This is a genomic window from Flavobacterium sp. TN-1, from assembly GCF_052828645.1.
Genome location: NZ_CM128253.1, coordinates 346,359 through 364,820, shown reverse-complemented (window position 1 = coordinate 364,820; position 18,462 = coordinate 346,359). Strand labels below are relative to the sequence as shown.

Here is an 18,462-nt window from a genome sequence, read left to right as displayed (position 1 = left end):
CACAATGAACAACATTTTATCAGAAAGAATTAATAGCCTAGCTGTTTCACAAACTTTAGCAATGGCTGCTTTAGCAAGAGAATTAAAAGCACAAGGTAAAGATATTATCAGTTTAAGCTTAGGTGAACCGGATTTTAATACACCTGATTTTATAAAGGAAGCAGCAAAACAAGCTATTGATGATAATTTTTCAGCATACCCACCAGTAGAGGGATATTTAGATCTAAAAGAAGCTATATGCGCTAAATTTAAAAGAGACAATAATTTACACTATACACCTGCTCAAATTGTAGTTTCTACAGGAGCTAAACAATCATTATACAACATTGCTCAAGTAATGCTAAACGATGGAGATGAGGTCGTTTTGCCAGCTCCTTACTGGGTATCTTATTTTGAAATAATCAAACTTTCTGGAGGTACACCTATAGAAGTACCTACGTCAGTAACCTCTAATTTTAAAATAACTCCAGCTCAACTAGAAGCCGCTATTACCCCTAAAACGAAAATGATGTGGTTTAGTTCACCTTGTAACCCTTCAGGTTCTGTTTACAGTAAAGAAGAATTAGAAGCATTGGCAGAAGTATTAAAAAAATATCCTAATATTTACGTAGTTTCAGATGAAATTTACGAACATATTAATTATACAGGCAACTATTATAGTATAGGTTCTATTCCAGGGATGGAAAATAATGTTATTACGGTAAATGGAGTAGCAAAAGCATTTGCCATGACAGGATGGAGAATGGGGTACATTGGAGCACCCGAATTTATTGCTAAAGCATGTACAAAAATGCAAGGGCAAGTTACTAGTGGAGCTAATACCATAGCACAGCGCGCAACAAAAGCCGCTGTAGAAGCTAATCCCGAAGCTATCAAATATATGGTAGACTCTTTCGAAAAAAGAAGAGGAATTGTATATCAACTATTATCAGAAATTCCAGGATTTAAACTTACAATGCCAGAAGGTGCTTTTTATTTCTTTCCAGATGTTTCTGAATATTTCGGAAAAACCCTAAGAGGAAAAGAAATAAAAGATGCTAATGATTTTGCTATGTATTTATTAGCAGAAGCTAACGTAGCTACCGTAACAGGAGATGCTTTTGGGAATCCAAACTGTATTCGTTTATCTTACGCTACCAGTGAAGAACTCTTAAGAGAAGCAATTAAACGAATAAAAGAAGCTCTAGTTTAAATAAAATAAAAAAGAGTCTGTCCTAAAATATTCAATAGTTAATTAGTCACATGAGCATCATTAATATGATGTAATCGGTTTTGATAAAATACATTGTTTGATCCTACGTTTGGTTAGATAGAAGTAAATCAATAGGATAAATGAAAAAAATGAAATATTTTAAGACAGCCTCTATACTATCTATCCATTTTGAGTTTATTCAGTTTACCTAGAATATAAGATAAAAAAGAAGAATTATGATCCAAATCCTGTTCTATGAACTATTTTGTTACTTCTATGGTAAGGAGATATAACCTCTCAATATTGAGGTGATTTGCTTTTTCTATCCATTCTTTCATCATTTTTCTAATTGGTAAAAGTAAAGCACAAGACGAAGTAAGATAACATAGTTGTTTTGGGGTAAAAAAGGCAATCTCTATATTGTTTTATGAAAAATAGGACAATATGTAAAACAAATTATATAGGCACTAATGAAAAAATCATTCTAAAATAGACGGATAATTTTTAAGTGCTTTTTCTAGAATAAATTTTATTTTTTTTCTCAAACTCTCTGGTTTTAAAACTATTATGCTAGAGCCAAAACCCAAAATAATACGTTCTAATTCAAAATTTTCTTTTAAAAATAAGTTAATGATGATACTGCCATCTTCATTTTGCTGTATTAATCGTTGCGTATTATGAATAGGTTTCGTCATAACATACGGTGCGTTATAGGCATCTATCCAAAGTTGTATCACGCGGGTTTGTATTCCTTCATTCATAGTGACACCCACAATGTTTTTGTAATACATATCAGCATCAAAAGAGTTGCTTAAATAAGGAACTTTAAAATCATAATCAATTTTGATGATCCTATCTAAAGCTAAATTTGAAATAGGTTGATTGTTTTTCTTTTTACCAATTACAAACCAACGGTTGTTAAATTCCTTTAAAATGAAAGGGTGAAAGATAAATGTTTGAGCTTCTCTGGATTTAAATGATTTATAGGTAATAATTAAAACCACTTTTTTTAGAATAGCTTGGTATATTTCATCCAAAAAATACAAGCCTTTTAAATTTTCATTCTTATCGAAATGAATAATAGGTTGTGTATGTGTTTTTTCAGCATAAATTTTGTCTTCAAGACGTTGCAATATATCCGATACATCATTAAATAAAGAAAAGTCTTTAAATTGTTTTAGCATTGAAACAGTTTCTGTTAACACATTAATATCGTTTTCAGTCAAAGGAATATTTGTAATACTAAAATCTTCATCGGCATAGCGATAATATTTCTTATCATATACTTCAATAGGTGCATTATATCCAAGCTTTTCACTTCGCATCATTTGAATATCTAATTGTATGGTTCTTTTACTTACAGGATTTTCTTTTCCTTCATATTCATATAAAGCTTGGGAACAAGCTTCAATTAAATCCTCCAAAGTCCAAGTGCGATATTTGTTTTGTAAACATTTGTCAATGGTTTTGTATCGAATAAGAGCGTTTTTATTTTGAGCCATTTTTTGTATTTAATCTTTAGTTATCAAAGCAGTCCAATTTCTCTTTTAATATTTTCTCTTGCTTGTTTTTCATATTGCGTTCGGAAGGGTTCTGTTTGATAAATAGCTTCTTTGTCTAAGAAATGCAGTAAGGCTTTTTTTCGACCAGGATTATACATAAAGTTAGGATAAATTCGGTATTCTTTTCTTATTTGCTCGCAATAATTCTTATAAATTTTCCAATCTTTACCCAGTATTTGTAAATCAAAATCAACGAGCCATTTTTCATCGTTGGTCGTAGCATTATGAGTTTGCGTGCACAAAATAAGATTGTAAATTATATTTAAATCAATTTCTTTAGATTTTTTAAATTCTTTAAAAATTAGTTGAGCACTTTTTAACTCATTATCTTTTCGAGTACTGACATAAATTACATCGTGATAATAAATGCCAAGAAGTACTTCAATAGGATTTTCTAACTGATTTTTGTACTCCAACCAATTTTTTGTCATAGCTTCAATATGTATCCAATTATGATAGTAACGATTTTTTTTAGAATAATTTTTATCTACTAATTCCCATCTTGTGTTAATTTCCAAGTGATTAAAATTAAGTGAAGAAAGAGTTTCTATAAATAGGTTTCGGATATTCATCAGAATCATTTTCTCAAAAATAAAAAAAAAAATAACTACGTAAAATAACTGCGTAGTTAATTTTGAATCTTTGTTTATCAAAATCAAAAACCCGATGATATAAGAAAAATTGTTGAGTTAAAAAAGAAAAAATGACCTTGTAGCTTAAAAGGAAAAGCCTATAGAAAAATTAACGCACTATAGAGTTTACGGATATTCCGGTTAGACCTGCGCGGACTAATGGGTAGAATTTACAGAAGCACCGAAATTGTTAGGGAAAGTAGGGAAGCGTATTTAGAGCCGTAATGCCCGAGAGGGAATGTGAGTTCGAATCTCACCAAGGTTACAGATAAAAAAAATGAAATAGTGGAGACTAGTAAAATAAACGGAAATGATTTACTTAAATTAGGATACCAGTCAGGTCCAACTTTAGGAGTTGCTCTAAAGATAAATAAAAAGAGATTAGGGTTTACACATGAAGAAATGATTGAAAAATATAAAAAGGTTTTAGAGGCACCAGAAAATTATTTAGACGATAAAAACTTTAGCAAATTAGCTTCTGCTTTAATCGAACAAATGAATGAAAAGCCTGAAGATTTTATTACCCTAAATTCTAATCCAAATGCCTTTGCGCTTTATGGAGAAAAACATATAGAGGACGGAGCAAAGCAACAAATGGAAATCGCTATGAAGCTTCCTGTTACTGTGGCTGGTGCCTTAATGCCTGATGCGCATAAAGGTTACGGATTGCCAATAGGTGGAGTGCTAGCTACAAAAAACGCAATTATTCCTTATGGAGTAGGAGTCGATATAGGTTGTAGAATGGCATTGTCTATTTATGATATTCCTGAATGGTATTATTATGAAAATGAAGCAAAATTTAAAAGAGAATTAATTGCTCATTCTAAATTTGGTGCGGGTCACGGTTATCATGGTCAATATAAGAGTGATCATTTGGTTTTAGAGAACAAAGCTTTTAATGAAAATGTTTTTCTAAATACTCTCAAAGATAAAGCATGGTCTCAATTAGGAACCTCGGGAGGTGGTAATCATTTTGTCGAGTTTGGAATAATAGAATTTGAAAAAGAAGACCTTGATTTAAAAATTCCAAAAGGGAAATACGTTGCCTTACTGACACATTCAGGATCAAGAGGTTTTGGAGCAACTATTGCAGGTCATTACACCAAAATAGCAAAACAAGTATGTAAACTGCCACATGAAGCTCAAAATTTAGCTTATTTAGATTTAAATTCTGAATTAGGTCAAGAATATTGGATTGCTATGAATTTAGCTGGTGATTACGCATCAGCTTGCCATGAAATTATACATGATAAAATGAAAAAAGCGTTAGGAGCAGTTACTTTAGCAAAAATTGAAAATCATCATAATTTTGCTTGGAAAGAAATTTATAACGGAGAAGAAGTTATTGTTCATCGAAAAGGAGCAACACCAGCTGAAAAAAATGTGATGGGAATTATTCCAGGAAGCATGACAGCACCAGGATTTTTGGTTAGAGGAAAAGGAGAAGAAAAAGCTATTAATTCGGCATCTCATGGTGCAGGAAGACAAATGAGTCGAACCCAAGCCATTAAAAATATTACAAGAAATGATATGCAAACCATTTTAAAAGATCATGGTGTAACCCTTATTGGAGCAGGATTAGATGAAGCACCTATGGCGTATAAAGATATTCATCAAGTAATGGTATCACAACAAGATTTAGTAGATGTGGTTGCAAAATTTGTGCCTAAAATGGTTCGTATGGCTGATGATGGGAGTAAAGAAGATTAGAAAATAAGATTAACTTGTTTTTCTGAAGTAAATTTATACACTTGATTTAAGTCGGAGCAATAAGCTATATGACATCCTTGTATGAATTAAAAACAACGTTTTATATCATATCAAAAATGATAACTTAAAACTTTGCATCATCATCATGCTACAAAGAGAAATTTTACCTTTGAAATTTTTTATTTATAACGGTATAAATGTTGTAATCAAAAACGTTCTTTTAATCTACATTTATATTCAACGTCATTTTACTATATTTTTTCTTAAGATATAGTCTAAAAAAACTTTTTATTTATAAAAAATGCTGTGAAATAGAATAAATTTACGCAGTATTTTTTAAATTAAAAAACTTATAAATATTTTTATAACAAAAACTTGTTTTTATAAAACAAGTTTACTATATTTGACTTAATCATATTTCCATAAATGGTTATTATTATTAAAAACAAAATATGTTATGAAAGCACAAAAACCAAACGATCCTACTCAAATTGGTTATTACCTAACAAAACCCACCCCCAAATCATTTTTTAACCTACTCTATACCTTTATAGGTATATCCTTATGTATTTCTTAATTTTTTAAATATTTATAATTATGTCATTTAAAGCAAAATTAGCAGTAGCAGGAAAAGAGTACACAGTATTAAATGTAAACTACGGTTTATTTCAAGAAACAGACGCAACGGGTAGACCTTCTACTGTAACTAGAGGAGGAAAAATTGAATTAACAATTGAAGGTACTGCAGACACTTCATTCTTCGAGTGGATGACCAACTCATTTGAAAGAAAAGACGGAAGTGTAAAATTCTTTAAAAGAGACAGCGAAGCAGTTCTAAAAGAATTAAAATTTTCAGAAGCTTACGTAGTAAAATTCAGAGAAAACTTTGATTCAACAGGCGTAAATCCATTAACAGAAACCTTTACCATTTCAGCTAAAAAAATTGAACTAGGTTCAGGAGCTTACGAAAACGAATGGGTATAATCCCTTCAAAAAGGCGTTCCCTAAAAGCAACTTTTTAACCCCCAGTTCTTTGTTACTTTCCATAAGGAAATGACATTGGCTAGATCAATCATTGTATTACCCCCTAGGTTTTACACTGGTCAACCCTAGTCTAAAAAGAACTCCATTAAATGATAGTTGCGATCTTTTGGGATCGCCTTTTTTCTTTTTTCTTTCAAATAAACAACCCTAAAAACAAACAAACATGTCCTTTTTAGCTAAATTAGAACTAGACGGAAACACCTATAACATACTCAGTTGCGACTATAATTTTACACAACAAATAGACGCTACAGGAAAACCCGAAGGAATGCCTCAAGGAGGCGAAATTAATATCCGTATAGAAAGCAACGGAAAATCCAACCTATTACAATGGATGCTCGACCACAGTCAAACCAAAAACGGTACCATTACATTCTTTAGAAGAGATGCCATGAGCAAACTACAAGAGTTAAAATTTGAAAAAGCCTATTGTGTTTCCTTTTCCGAATACTTTGATGCTAAAAACAACGAACCGCTACAAATAGCCCTACGCCTAATGGCCAAACGATTTGTTCTAAACGAAGCTACACACGAAAAGAAATGGAAAGATTAAACAACAACTAAACAACTAAAACACATACACGCTATGGATACTTATAACAGTGACTACGGAAGACTCAATCATCCTGATGATATAGCACAATACGCCTCATTACGTTCCTTTAAAGACTTTTTAGCCGACAAATCCAGTCCATTAGTCTACTGCACCCTTACCATAGAAGGCAAATCCTTCCTAGAAAAATCCCATTTTAACCTACAGTTCCATCAAAAAACCAACGAACACGACACCTTTACCCTAGATACCCGTGCCGATTCCCTAGACAATGAAGAAGCCTACATCATGGAAAATTCTAAAAATTATCTAGGAAAAACCATACACATCCACCTGCACCGATTTGGAGAAATAAAACAAACCTTTACAGGCATTATAACCCATTTAAACCTTTTAAAAAAAGACGGTTACGGTAGACTATATATTACAGGACACGCTCCTACCATTATGTTAGAACAAGGACTTGAATCCCAAAGTTTTGAAAACAAAACCCTAGAAGAAATCTTTCAAGACATAACCGCCCAATACCCCAAAGACACCCTTCATACCATTGTCCGAAACAACAACACCCAAAATGTGTTGCCTTACACCGTACAATACAACCAAACAGATTATCAATTTTTACAACAACTTGCCATACGCTATGGCGAATACCTGTATTACAACGGACAGAGCCTAGTGTTAGGCAACAAAGTAGGCCCTAAAATCATAAACCTAGACGAAAGTGTAGACCTAGTACACGTATCCTTTGAAATATCAGTAAAACCACAACAATTTACCTACACCACCTACGATGTAGAATCAGGCACCAGCCTACAACGAGATAGCGCCTCGGCTCAATTACAAAATAAAGTCAACCCCTATCAACAAGTAGCCCTAAAAGCCTCAAAAAACGTATTCCATAAAAAACCCAACAAACTCCACAACCCCACGGGTATCAACAACCGAACCGATAGAGAGTTACAAGATGCCGTACGAAAACAAAAAGAACTCAGAGAAAACCTGATGATCGTAAAAGGCAAAAGCAAAGACCCCCAACTCAAACAAGGCGATCTAACCAAACTAGTTGATATAAACGACCGCCCTATGGAAACCTATCGCATCATAGAAATTCAACATTTTCATGATGGCAATAGCTATTACAACGAGTTCGTAGCCATTCCCGATTTATGGACCCCTCCTTATTTTGACGACAACACCTATCCTAATTGCGAAGAACAAACCGCACGGGTAGTAGACAACAACGATCCTATGAGCATGGGGCGTATACGCGTACAATTTCCATGGCAAGAAAGAAAAAACCAAAAAACCCCATGGATTCGCCTAATACAACCCCACTCAGGAGCAGGCAAAGGATTTCATTTTATCCCCGAAATAGGCGAAGAAGTCCTTGTAGGTTTTGAAAGCGGCAATGCAGAAAAACCTTTTGTACTAGGCACTCATTATAACGGAAGCGAAACCAGTGGGTACCATACTAGCGGCAATGATGTAAAAGCCATTCATACCCGATCTGGAACTAAAATTATTCTAAACGATGCCCAAGGTTCTGTTTTTATAGAGGATCCTAGTGGCAACACTTGGACGATGGACGGTCATGGGAATATTAATGTGAATGCACCAAAAAACTTTATAGTCAATGCTGGAGAAAATATTAGCATGACAGCAGGCATGAATATTACAACCTCTGCTGGTATGAATATAACTGAAAGTGCAGGAATGAACCATAGCACTACAGCAGGAGCCATGATGATACAAAATGCAATAGGCGATTTTAGCTTACTAGCCAAAAACATAAAAAAAATAGCACATGAAAACATACAAACCTCCAGTAATGATATAACAAAACAAGCCTTAAAAGACATAACCGTATCAAGCCAAACCAATATTAATAAACACGCCAAAGACGAGGTATTTGTAAACAGCGGTAAAAACACTAAAAATCATTAATTCTTATGAGTAATAAATCAGGAAATTATATTGAAATTGCAGGTGGATCTATAACAGAACATTGTACAGGAGAATACAATTTATTTGCTCAGAAAATGAGTTTCAATGCCGAGGGTACGGTTTCTATTAACGGTGCCCAAAAAGGCACATCATATAAAACGCCAATAGAGCCTCCCAAAATAGTATTAAACCAAGGAAAAGTAAAAAAAGTAGAACTAGTTACAAATTTAGATCTGGGTTCAAAGAATGATAAATCAGGAGGTACTCAGCTAGGAATGATTTTTGGAAAAGAATATACGTTTCAAGTCACACAATATGATAATGAAACACCTTTAACTCGTAGGCTAACCAAATGGCAAATGCGCTACCATAGTCCAAAATACTCACAAAATAAATGGATAGATGTACCGTTAAAAGTTACAGGGGACACTGTTAAAATTACTATGAATGAAGAGGATATGTGCGGCAGATTTATTTATGTTAGAGCTTATATTGACGACCCTAAAAGCGAAGGAGAAACAAAAGTTTGGAAACATAATAGGTTTAGATGGTTTGATAGAGAAATTGTTTATGAGCAAATTGAAGATCGTGTTAAGGATTTTTGGAAAATAAAACAAGGAAGTAGTTCTCTTTGTGGAATGGCGGCATTATATTATGCTATGTTAAAACGAGATTCAAAAGAATATAAAAAGTTAGCACAAAATCTATTTAGAACTGGAGAATATTCTATAGGGAAATATATTATTAAACCACACGAAAAGGCTTTAAGTATGTATGATGTTAAAACTACAGATAATAATTATATTGCTATGGGAATGTTTGAGATAGACTGGATTGTATTAGCCACAACACGAAGCAAAGAAAGTTTAAATGACAAATTTGTTTATAAAGGATTTGAAGATGGTAATATTGATATGCTAAAAGCAGTAAACTGGCCAGATATGTTAACTCGAATGTGTAAAGAGGTTGCAGGATTTAGCAATGCTATTTCACATAATTTAGGTTTTAATGCTATTAACAATAAAAAAAGGCTCATTTCTGCAAGAGTTCACGATTATTTTTCAAATAGTGATTTAGAAGAATTAATAGAAATTGATAAAAGTCATAAATTAGGGCATACAAACTTGATGATGATTGATGCCGATATGATTGATAACAAATCGAGTTACAACTCTCTTGTAGATATTGGAAATGATTCACACTGGGTAGTTTATGAAGGTGGCTTACAGTTTTATGATAAAAATGGAAAAGTAACGTCAGTATTAGATGATGTTGAGTCGTTAACTTTTAGAATTTTTACGTGGGGAAGAAATCCTAAAACTGGAGAATATAAAAGAATGGATGGGAAGACAGATTTTGACAAAGAGGTAATAAACATTCAAACATCGCCAGGCATAGGAGTAAAATCATTTAAATCAAATTATTATGGATATATTGAAGTATATTAGTTTTTTCTTAATTTCTCTTAATTTTTCTTGTAGTGATAATTCTAAAAAACATATAAAAAGTGAAATATGGGTTTCAGATTGGAATAATAAATCAATACCCAAAACTATTTCATTATTATCTTATGATAAAAATAAAACTACAATAAGCTATAAAGTTAATTACACAAGAATTGCTTATGACACATTAAATAAGAATAAATATTTATTAATAAAATTTAAATCAACTCAAAACAAATTATCAACTAGTAATAAATATGAATTAAAAATTAATGATACAATTTATTATAAAATTTATGACTTTAAAACTAGATCTTCTAATCAAGGAGGAGATATAGAAGTGAAAGTAAACAACTGGTATTCTGAAATAGGTGATAGCGAAATACTTGTTTTAGATTTAAAATCTTCAATTATAATAAAAAAGTAATAGGACAAATAAAAGTAATTTGTTATGAGCAAGCAGAAGCAAGAGCAAAAGAACATGGAGAATTGGTCAAGATGGAGCCTCACTATGTGGAATGGCTTCATTATACAATGTATTGATAAAAAAAGATACATCAATTTATCTAAAAATAGCCAAAGAATTGTTTGGAAAGGGTGAAATAACTATTAATAATTTTAAAATTAAACCGCACGAAAAGGCGTATACTATGTATAATATGAACCCTAAAAGCTCAGATTATAAAAATGTGCAAATACCTGAAGTTGATTGGATTGTATTAGCAACGACTAGAAGTCGTGAAGCTTTCTTATTTAACAAACTAGTTTATAAAGGAATTGAAAAAAGCAATATGGATATGATAACCGCGGTAAACTGGCCTGAAATGATGCAACAAATGACAAAAAGTATTGCTAACTTTTCAACCGTGGAATTTTTTGGATTAAACAAATTCTTAATTCAACAAAAGAAGAGACCATTGGGAGGTAGAGTTTACGACTATTTTTCAGATAGTGATTTAGAAAAATTAATAGAAATTGATAAAAGTCATAAATTAGGGCATACAAACTTGATGATGATTGATGCCGATATGATTGATAACAAATCGAGTTACAACTCTCTTGTAGATATTGGAAATGATTCACACTGGGTAGTTTATGAAGGTCGCTTACAGTTTTATGATAAAAATGGAAAAGTAACGTCAGTATTAGATGATGTTGACTCGTTAACTTTTAGAATTTTTACGTGGGGATATAACCCTGTGGATTACAAAAATGAAAAAGGGAAACCAATGTGGGATAAAAATAGTGTTTTTCTTTTGGGTAATAACAGAATTTCAGTTAAATCTTTTAAATCCAACTATTATGGTTATATCGAGGTATATTAAATTTTATTATTTATCATTTTTTTTTATTTTATTAAGTTGTGATAATTATGAAACTATAAACGATTCTTTTAATTCTATAATGATAACAAATTGGGATTCTGATGAAGATTCTTTAAAAATTGACTTTTTTAAATACAAAAAAGGAAGTAACTTCAAAATAGTTGAATCTAAAAATTCTGATTTTATTATTGAAAACAATAAATTCCTAAAAATATTATATTTAACTCCAAAATTCAAAAATGAAGGAGAAATAAATTCGGATATTGTTTTAACAATAAACGATAGTTTGAAATATAAGTTTGAAAATATACAATCAATTAGAGACACTACCCATTTATCATTTACTTTAGGAAGACGATATACTATTTTTTATAAAATCAATGCTACAGTAAATAATCAAATTATAAAAGGGGAAGATTCTTTTATTGTATTGGATTCAAAATCTTCATTAAAAATAAAGAAATAACAACACCTAAAAACAGTTAGTACTAGGAGCAATGTACATTGACAGTGAAATTTCTGGTTATGAAACAGGCGGAAATGACAATAAAGTAATACAAACGCGAAGCGGATGTAAAGTCATCATTAACGACGCACAAGGTAGCATTCACCTTGAAGTCCCAAGCGGCAACACTTGGACAATGGATAGACAAGGGAATATTAGTGTGAATGCGCCAAAAAACTTTACAAAAACGAAACCATTGGAGCCATGAAAAATACTACAGTTGCAATGGATATGATGACGATAGTAACAGGTAAGTTGACGGAAGTTATTCAAGGAGATGTGCATAGTGAGACTAAAAAAGGCAAGACCTCCGTTAGCTCAGATAAAGGAATGGATATAACAAGTACAAAAAAATTAAATAAACATTCAGGCGAAGAAGTTCAAATAAATTCAGCTAATAAATCTAAGCAATATTAATTATGAGTAGAACTAGAATTGTTGGAGGGAAAATTACAGAAATTGTTGGAGGTGAATATAACATTTATTCTGAAGGACCTATTACTTTAACTTCTTTAGAAGGAAGTGTTAATATAACCGCCAAAAAAGATATAAAATATGGTGAGCCTGAAAGCCCTCCTATAGGCCCAAACCCCGAGATTAAACCTAAATGTTTAGTCTATTTTAGACCACACGATAATTATGATGGTGAATTTGGTTTTGATTGGCTTCGGACTGGAGATACAAAAAAGAAAGGAGATACTTGGTTTGGTAATATTATGGGAAAATATTATGAAAGCGACAATGTAACCGTTTTTAAAGACACTAATCATTGGAATGTCAATTTTTAAAAAAACCTTCGAATGTATGATCGTTTACTACGTGATTATACCCTTTTTAACATTCCTTGGAAACAAAAAATAGGAAAAAATGCTTTTATATACCCCACACCAATAATAACTTTACTAGAAGGTAAAACGGCAACTTTCAATTTAAAAATAGAAATAGAGGAATTACCCAAAAAACTAACATTGGAGTTTAAAGAAAAAGAAGCCACAAAATATTTGTCATTAAATGTACAGCAAATAAGCGGTTTGAATAAAGGCAAGAACACCAAATCTAATTTTTTAAAAATAACCTGTAACAAAGCCTTTGACACAACGCAAACCTTATATGTAAAAGCAGATGGTGAAATTTGTGGCACTTTAAAAATACACCCCAATACTCCTAAATTTCAAAAGAAGATTAATGTGGTGTTTGTAAAAGTAAAAACGGATATAAACGAGGTTGAAGTTAAGGGAGAACCAATAGCTGGTGGACAAGATTTTTTTAAAAAATGTTTAAATCAAGCATTGATAACCCCTAAAATAGAAACTGCAATTATAGATTGTAAAGGAAACTTACTATGGAATACTTTTAAAAATAAATTTTGTACCTATGGACAAATTAATAAAAACAAAAAAGGGTACAAAGTAACTAAAGATAGTGGGCTTAGAAGTTATTTAGAGCAAAAATTAAAAGATCAATTTGGTAATAAATATAACGGTTATTATACTGTGTTTTTTATAGGCGAAAAAGCGGACTGGAATGGTTTCTCCTATTTCAATAGTACTTTTGGAGTTTATTTTGATGGTCATAACAGAGGTACACTAGCCCACGAATTAATGCACGCTATGAGCCTAGCACATACATTTGATGGGGTATCAGCTTCAGCTAAATTTACTTACCAAGCTAGAACTACTGATAATATTATGGATTATAGTCATCAATTAACTCCTCCCATTGATCGAAAAGTAATCTATCACTGGCAATGGAAAGTATTAAACTCCAAAATTTTATAATATGAAGGCATTCTTAAAAATTTTACTTTTAACTCTCCTAACAAGCCTATTTGCTTGTAAAGGACAAAATAAAAACAAAATGATAGAGAAATTAGATATAAAAGAATTAGAAAAAGAGGGCACAAAAACACCAATAAATAATACGGAATATTCGTATGAGCTTAAGAAACAATTTAATGATGGTTCTTCGTATAATTTGTCTGGAAGTAAAACAGAAGGAGGATATGTTAAAAAAGAAAAACTCCCAAATCCATCATTTCTTAAAATTTATAAAGAATTTTATGTGAATGGTAATCTCAAACGTAAAGAAACTTACATAGGAGAAAATGTTAAAATAGGCATTTCTGAATATTATGATGAAGATGGTACTTTAGATAAAAAGATAAATGAAGATGAAAAATTTGGTAAAATTAAATATACAGATTGTTTAGCATTTTTAGAGAAAAAGGGCTATATCGATTTAAAAACAGGTAAAGGAAGAGAAGACAAAGATGGAAGACCACTCTTCGAATTTTATTTCAATGATGAAGAGGGGCATAAATCTTGGGTAATTTCTATTATCAAAGGAAAGCCCAATAATGCGATACCTACAGGTCTAGGGGAACCACTAGATGCTTTGCCTTTAGATTTTATAATGGATGGAGAAACAGGAAAAATAACTGAAGAAAAATAATAAATAATTAGGCTTTCAAAATAACTGAAAGCCTTTTTAATGATATTTCATAGCATACATTTGATGGACTTTCTATCACTGCAAAATTTACATATATGGCTGGTCAAAAAGATAATATTATGGATTATTCCCATCAGCCACAATTTGGTAATATCAGAAGGAAAATAATTTACCATTGGCAATGGAAACTTTTAAATTCCAAAATTTTATAACGATGAGAACATTTTTAAAAATTTTACTTTTAACTCTCCTAATAAGCTTAGTAACTTGTAAAGGACAAACTAAAAATACTATGATTGAAAAATTTGATTTTGAAGTGTATAAAAAAACAGAATATGGTTTGAAAAGATATTCGAAGGAAAATGGAAATTGTATAATTGGTATGGAATTTACTGAAAATAAAGGAGGTTCACAAGATGAAATGTTACCCTTGCCTTCATTTCTTAAAATGTACAAAGAATTTTATGCGAATGGTAATCTCAAACGTAAAGAAACTTACATAGGAGAAAATGTCAAAATAGGCATTTCTGAATACTATGATGAAGACGGTACTTTAGATAAAAAAGTAAATGAAGACGAAAAATTTGGTAAAATTAAATATACCGATTGTTTAACTTTTTTAGACAAAAAGGGCTATATCGATTTAAAAACAGGAAAAGGAAGAGAAAATGAAAATCAAAGTCCTGTTTTTGAATTAGATTATAGTGAGTCTGAGAATATATGGTACATCACAGTAGTTGAAGGAAAAGTAATAAAAACACCACCAGACAATAGTATTGGTGAACCAAGTGGCTGGTTACCTATAGTTTTTAAAATGGATGGCAAAACTGGAAAAGTAACAGAAGAAAAATAAATAATTAGGCTTCCAAAAATAACTGGAAGCCTTTTTAATAATATTTATCAGCATATCTTTATAGGGTGACTGTTGTGGCAAAATTATTTTTATTGGTCTGTCGCGCAGATGCATTTGGACTTAATGAGCGTACAAATGCCTTAGGGATAGAACCTGATCCACAAATTTTTGACAAATGCAAACGAGAAATACAAAATGGAATTAAGTTGTAGCTATTACATATTACATCTAAAAAATGATTCTTCATAAATTCTTCTAGTCAACCCAAAGGAGAAGTTAAATAAATTACAGATAATAATCCTAATTTGTTTAACTTCTCTTTAAGATTGGAAGTTGAAATGTTAATTCGTTTAGAACCTGTTTTATTTTTCTAACGAAAGATTTTTAAAATTAGATACATCTATAACCTCTTCAGTATCCGTATCATAAGTGATTTCTACCTGATCTCCCACGTGTGTAATGGGCAATTGATTAGACAATTGTGAAGAACCAATAAATATTTTGTTTTCTCCTTGTATGGTAAAGTAGTAAAAACTATTGCCATTTTTGACATCGTTTTGTATACGAGTGACTACTGATTTAACCGTTTTTTTATCTGTTGCGGTTTCTAATTTTATCCCATCACCTGACATATTATAAGCATTTTTATAAGCCATTAGGGTTTCACGCATTGTATTTCCTACGCCAACGATAGTATAATCATGAATAGAAACCATAGCAAACATTTTTACTAAACCGCCTCTATCTTTTAACGTCATAACGTAAGTAGGGATATTGTTAATATTATACGGAATAGGTAATGACGCGTTATATCCTTTTTCCTGTACTTTTCCTTGGGCTGAATTTTGTGCTGCAAATTCCGTTGCTCCACTCTGCTTATAAAATGTAGCTTGTTTAGTACGAGTATCTACTAATACAAACCCTACAGATGATTCATCTTTCCCTACAGAAGTTAAACCCGTGTACCAATAAGATTTATTATCTTTACCATATACTAAGCTCATTCCTTCAGTAATTTTTAGTTTATCAGCATTAGAAAAATTCCAATAGCCATGTACGAACTCGCCCCAGTCATTTAACTGATCTTCAATAAAACCAATAGGTTGTATACGATCTACCCATTGAGGAGTATTGGTTATAGCATATTCTTTTATAATGCCTGTCTGTGCATCTACTACCAAGACACCAGTAGCATCATTTCCAGTAAATCCTATTTTTTTATCATATTTAGTTACCACCCAAAATGGTTTTCCTGTATCATCTACTTCAAAAGTAAAATCTGTTAATCCAGTAGACGTATAGCCATTAAAATAAATATGTCTACGTATTTCATCTCCCAAATAGGCACTTGGTTGATATTTAATTTTAATGGATTTTCCGCTATTATTTTGTACTAATTGCACATCGCGCTCATTTGTTGCTGAAACCATTACATAACCATCAGTTCCTTCTGTATTATTTAACCATTTAAAAAAACCAGAATGAAGTAAAGGAGCAACCCAGTACAATTTATTGTTTATTTTTTGAATATAAAATTCGCCTAAATGCACTTGACTCCCTAAAGCAGGTTGCGAACCTAGTATTTTTTCGCCTAATAAATAAGCAAGATCTTCATCTACTACACGAATTTCATTTAATGAAATAGGTGCTATATGTTTTGAAATTTTATCGCCATTACTTACTTTACCTATTAATTCTTGATGTTTTTCAGTTTGTATCAAACGGGAACTAAAAATAGGGAATATAAATATATATACTAATAATATTCCTATAATATACAACCATATACTTGAAGGTAGATTTATCATTTTAACTTGCTTTCCATCGCGAGAAATCTGAAGTTTTGTAGAAAGAATCATCCATACAAAAACTAGAATTAAAAGTAAAAAAGGAAGTTCAACAAAACCGTAATTTAATACCGGTAAATTAAAATAAACAAGTAGGCAGCCCAATACAATTAGGATAAATCCTTTTATAAAATAATTCATACACATTTTTTTGATTAGCCGTTAGACGCAATTCATAGAGAATAGTTACAAAAATTGGTTTCAATAATTTTATGTATTTTTGTTTCGAATTATTTTCAATAATTCTACATTTAAACATAAAAAAATATTTTAATGAAAGCATACGTTTTCCCAGGTCAAGGAGCACAATTTACCGGAATGGGTAAAGATTTATACGAATCTTCCGAATTAGCGAAAGAATTATTTGAAAAAGCGAATCAAATTTTAGGCTTCCGTATTACAGACATTATGTTTGAAGGGACTACAGAAGAATTAAAAGAAACGAAAGTAACGCAACCTGCTGTTTTTTTACATTCAGTCATTTTAGCCAGAGTTTTAGATGTAAAACCTGATATGGTAGCAGGGCATTCATTAGGCGAATTTTCTGCTTTAGTAGCTAATGGAACATTGTCATTTGAAGATGGATTAAAATTAGTTTCGCAACGTGCCTTAGCTATGCAAGAAGCGTGTGAAATTACTCCTTCTACAATGGCAGCAGTTTTAAATCTAGAAGATACCGTTGTTGAGGATATTTGTGCTTCTATAGACGGTGTGGTAGTTGCTGCTAATTACAACTGTCCTGGGCAGTTGGTTATTTCAGGCGAATTAAAAGCAGTAGAAATGGCCTGTGAGAAAATGAAAGAAGCAGGTGCAAAACGAGCCTTAATTTTACCTGTAGGAGGAGCTTTTCACTCTCCTATGATGGAACCTGCAAGAGAAAAATTAGCCGCAGCTATTGAGGCAACTCCTTTTAACACTCCTTCTTGTCCTGTATATCAAAATGTAACGGCTAATGCGGTAAGCGATCCAACTGAAATTAAGAAGAATTTAATTGCTCAGTTAACAGGTGCTGTCAAATGGACTCAGTCTGTAAACCAGATGATTGCAGATGGGGCAACTAGTTTTACGGAAGTAGGGCCAGGCAAAGTATTAGTAGGATTAGTAAACAAAATCAATAAAGAAATGACTACTCTTTCTGCTTAATCGTATTCTTTTATATAAAAAGGCTTATGTGTTTTATCTTGATTAAAATAACAAATAATTAAGAGAGCTTAATTATAGTATTTTGTGTAAAAACTCTTACTTTATTTAGAATTAGGGTAAAACATATTAGACAGAAATGGTCTTATATTAAAAAAGTAGGGGTTTAAAAGGTTGTAATCTTCTATTTTCGATCAAAGGGATCTTTGAAGGAATTAAACAGGTAAAGAAAATCAGATAGTATTAATAATGTGAT

19 protein-coding genes are annotated in these 18,462 nt (G+C 31.6%); 16 read left to right on the top strand and 3 right to left on the bottom strand.

The features are described from left to right. Window positions 1–4 precede the first annotated feature (4 nt). Window positions 5–1,192: a pyridoxal phosphate-dependent aminotransferase gene (locus ACUXZJ_RS01495; RefSeq protein ID WP_060381604.1), complete on the top strand. Its 1,188-nt coding sequence runs from the start codon at window positions 5–7 to the stop codon at window positions 1,190–1,192. Between the two features lie 479 nt (window positions 1,193–1,671). Here ACUXZJ_RS01495 and ACUXZJ_RS01490 read toward each other — a convergent pair whose 3' ends face one another. Both ACUXZJ_RS01490 and ACUXZJ_RS01485 read right to left on the bottom strand, forming a co-directional pair. Beyond that, window positions 1,672–2,694, bottom strand: a complete 1,023-nt coding sequence (locus ACUXZJ_RS01490; RefSeq protein WP_060381605.1) for a helix-turn-helix transcriptional regulator — start codon at window positions 2,692–2,694, stop codon at window positions 1,672–1,674. A gap of 23 nt (window positions 2,695–2,717) precedes the next feature. Beyond that, window positions 2,718–3,326 carry an HD domain-containing protein gene (locus ACUXZJ_RS01485; RefSeq protein WP_060381606.1) on the bottom strand — a complete coding sequence of 203 codons (609 nt, stop codon included), beginning with the start codon at window positions 3,324–3,326 and terminating at the stop codon, window positions 2,718–2,720. A gap of 342 nt (window positions 3,327–3,668) precedes the next feature. Between ACUXZJ_RS01485 and ACUXZJ_RS01480 the strand changes: the two genes are divergently transcribed. From ACUXZJ_RS01480 to ACUXZJ_RS01415, 14 genes are all read left to right on the top strand, one after another. Continuing rightward, window positions 3,669–5,096, top strand: coding sequence for an RtcB family protein (locus ACUXZJ_RS01480; RefSeq protein WP_060383795.1), 1,428 nt, complete (start codon window positions 3,669–3,671; stop codon window positions 5,094–5,096). A gap of 597 nt (window positions 5,097–5,693) precedes the next feature. Continuing rightward, window positions 5,694–6,080, top strand: coding sequence for a type VI secretion system tube protein TssD (gene tssD / locus ACUXZJ_RS01475; RefSeq protein ID WP_060381383.1), 387 nt, complete (start codon window positions 5,694–5,696; stop codon window positions 6,078–6,080). 223 nt (window positions 6,081–6,303) lie between these two features. Next, window positions 6,304–6,693 carry a type VI secretion system tube protein TssD gene (gene tssD, locus ACUXZJ_RS01470; RefSeq protein ID WP_060381384.1) on the top strand — a complete coding sequence of 130 codons (390 nt, stop codon included), beginning with the start codon at window positions 6,304–6,306 and terminating at the stop codon, window positions 6,691–6,693. 33 nt (window positions 6,694–6,726) lie between these two features. Beyond that, window positions 6,727–8,640, top strand: coding sequence for a type VI secretion system Vgr family protein (locus ACUXZJ_RS01465; protein ID WP_063743260.1), 1,914 nt, complete (start codon window positions 6,727–6,729; stop codon window positions 8,638–8,640). Between the two features lie 5 nt (window positions 8,641–8,645). Then, window positions 8,646–10,088: a hypothetical protein gene (locus ACUXZJ_RS01460; RefSeq protein ID WP_063743259.1), complete on the top strand. Its 1,443-nt coding sequence runs from the start codon at window positions 8,646–8,648 to the stop codon at window positions 10,086–10,088. Continuing rightward, the gene (locus ACUXZJ_RS01455) at window positions 10,066–10,512 is read left to right on the top strand and encodes a hypothetical protein (protein WP_060381609.1); all 447 of its coding nucleotides are present in this window, start codon (window positions 10,066–10,068) and stop codon (window positions 10,510–10,512) included. Before ACUXZJ_RS01460 ends, ACUXZJ_RS01455 begins: the two co-directional genes overlap by 23 nt. A 91-nt stretch (window positions 10,513–10,603) precedes the next feature. After that, on the top strand, window positions 10,604–11,410 hold the full coding sequence (locus ACUXZJ_RS01450; protein ID WP_060381610.1) for a hypothetical protein: 807 nt from the start codon (window positions 10,604–10,606) through the stop codon (window positions 11,408–11,410). 79 nt (window positions 11,411–11,489) lie between these two features. Beyond that, window positions 11,490–11,876, top strand: coding sequence for a hypothetical protein (locus ACUXZJ_RS01445; RefSeq protein WP_145915571.1), 387 nt, complete (start codon window positions 11,490–11,492; stop codon window positions 11,874–11,876). A 31-nt stretch (window positions 11,877–11,907) separates the two neighbouring features. Then, window positions 11,908–12,123 carry a hypothetical protein gene (locus ACUXZJ_RS01440; RefSeq protein ID WP_060381393.1) on the top strand — a complete coding sequence of 72 codons (216 nt, stop codon included), beginning with the start codon at window positions 11,908–11,910 and terminating at the stop codon, window positions 12,121–12,123. Continuing rightward, complete coding sequence (locus tag ACUXZJ_RS01435; protein ID WP_060381394.1) at window positions 12,120–12,332, top strand: hypothetical protein; 213 nt, start codon at window positions 12,120–12,122, stop codon at window positions 12,330–12,332. The genes ACUXZJ_RS01440 and ACUXZJ_RS01435 overlap by 4 nt, the downstream gene beginning before the upstream one ends. Before the next feature lie 2 nt (window positions 12,333–12,334). Continuing rightward, window positions 12,335–12,703, top strand: coding sequence for a hypothetical protein (locus tag ACUXZJ_RS01430; RefSeq protein ID WP_060381611.1), 369 nt, complete (start codon window positions 12,335–12,337; stop codon window positions 12,701–12,703). Between the two features lie 12 nt (window positions 12,704–12,715). Continuing rightward, window positions 12,716–13,693: a hypothetical protein gene (locus ACUXZJ_RS01425; protein WP_060381612.1), complete on the top strand. Its 978-nt coding sequence runs from the start codon at window positions 12,716–12,718 to the stop codon at window positions 13,691–13,693. Window position 13,694: 1 nt separating this feature from the next. After that, window positions 13,695–14,366, top strand: a complete 672-nt coding sequence (locus ACUXZJ_RS01420) for a hypothetical protein (protein ID WP_063743257.1) — start codon at window positions 13,695–13,697, stop codon at window positions 14,364–14,366. Window positions 14,367–14,580: 214 nt separating this feature from the next. After that, window positions 14,581–15,219, top strand: coding sequence for a hypothetical protein (locus ACUXZJ_RS01415; protein ID WP_145915570.1), 639 nt, complete (start codon window positions 14,581–14,583; stop codon window positions 15,217–15,219). Window positions 15,220–15,581: 362 nt separating this feature from the next. Here ACUXZJ_RS01415 and ACUXZJ_RS01410 read toward each other — a convergent pair whose 3' ends face one another. Further along, the gene (locus tag ACUXZJ_RS01410) at window positions 15,582–17,207 is read right to left on the bottom strand and encodes a hypothetical protein (RefSeq protein ID WP_063743255.1); all 1,626 of its coding nucleotides are present in this window, start codon (window positions 17,205–17,207) and stop codon (window positions 15,582–15,584) included. Window positions 17,208–17,339: 132 nt separating this feature from the next. Between ACUXZJ_RS01410 and fabD the strand changes: the two genes are divergently transcribed. Then, entirely contained in the window at window positions 17,340–18,209 is an 870-nt protein-coding gene (gene fabD, locus ACUXZJ_RS01405) for an ACP S-malonyltransferase (RefSeq protein ID WP_060381616.1), read from the top strand. Window positions 18,210–18,462 lie beyond the last annotated feature (253 nt).

Excerpts from the sequence above, each read along its gene's own strand:
- ACUXZJ_RS01445 (WP_145915571.1), top strand. The coding sequence starts at position 11,490 with ATGATAACAAATTGGGATTCTGATGAAGATTCTTTAAAAATTGACTTT.
- ACUXZJ_RS01425 (WP_060381612.1), top strand. The coding sequence starts at position 12,716 with ATGTATGATCGTTTACTACGTGATTATACCCTTTTTAACATTCCTTGG.
- ACUXZJ_RS01495 (WP_060381604.1), top strand. The coding sequence starts at position 5 with ATGAACAACATTTTATCAGAAAGAATTAATAGCCTAGCTGTTTCACAA.
- ACUXZJ_RS01440 (WP_060381393.1), top strand. The coding sequence starts at position 11,908 with ATGTACATTGACAGTGAAATTTCTGGTTATGAAACAGGCGGAAATGAC.
- ACUXZJ_RS01485 (WP_060381606.1), bottom strand. The coding sequence starts at position 3,326 with ATGAATATCCGAAACCTATTTATAGAAACTCTTTCTTCACTTAATTTT.
- ACUXZJ_RS01450 (WP_060381610.1), top strand. The coding sequence starts at position 10,604 with ATGGCTTCATTATACAATGTATTGATAAAAAAAGATACATCAATTTAT.
- fabD (WP_060381616.1), top strand. The coding sequence starts at position 17,340 with ATGAAAGCATACGTTTTCCCAGGTCAAGGAGCACAATTTACCGGAATG.
- ACUXZJ_RS01435 (WP_060381394.1), top strand. The coding sequence starts at position 12,120 with ATGAAAAATACTACAGTTGCAATGGATATGATGACGATAGTAACAGGT.
- ACUXZJ_RS01455 (WP_060381609.1), top strand. The coding sequence starts at position 10,066 with ATGGATATATTGAAGTATATTAGTTTTTTCTTAATTTCTCTTAATTTT.
- ACUXZJ_RS01465 (WP_063743260.1), top strand. The coding sequence starts at position 6,727 with ATGGATACTTATAACAGTGACTACGGAAGACTCAATCATCCTGATGAT.
- ACUXZJ_RS01410 (WP_063743255.1), bottom strand. The coding sequence starts at position 17,207 with ATGAATTATTTTATAAAAGGATTTATCCTAATTGTATTGGGCTGCCTA.
- tssD (WP_060381383.1), top strand. The coding sequence starts at position 5,694 with ATGTCATTTAAAGCAAAATTAGCAGTAGCAGGAAAAGAGTACACAGTA.
- ACUXZJ_RS01490 (WP_060381605.1), bottom strand. The coding sequence starts at position 2,694 with ATGGCTCAAAATAAAAACGCTCTTATTCGATACAAAACCATTGACAAA.
- ACUXZJ_RS01430 (WP_060381611.1), top strand. The coding sequence starts at position 12,335 with ATGAGTAGAACTAGAATTGTTGGAGGGAAAATTACAGAAATTGTTGGA.
- tssD (WP_060381384.1), top strand. The coding sequence starts at position 6,304 with ATGTCCTTTTTAGCTAAATTAGAACTAGACGGAAACACCTATAACATA.
- ACUXZJ_RS01420 (WP_063743257.1), top strand. The coding sequence starts at position 13,695 with ATGAAGGCATTCTTAAAAATTTTACTTTTAACTCTCCTAACAAGCCTA.
- ACUXZJ_RS01460 (WP_063743259.1), top strand. The coding sequence starts at position 8,646 with ATGAGTAATAAATCAGGAAATTATATTGAAATTGCAGGTGGATCTATA.
- ACUXZJ_RS01415 (WP_145915570.1), top strand. The coding sequence starts at position 14,581 with ATGAGAACATTTTTAAAAATTTTACTTTTAACTCTCCTAATAAGCTTA.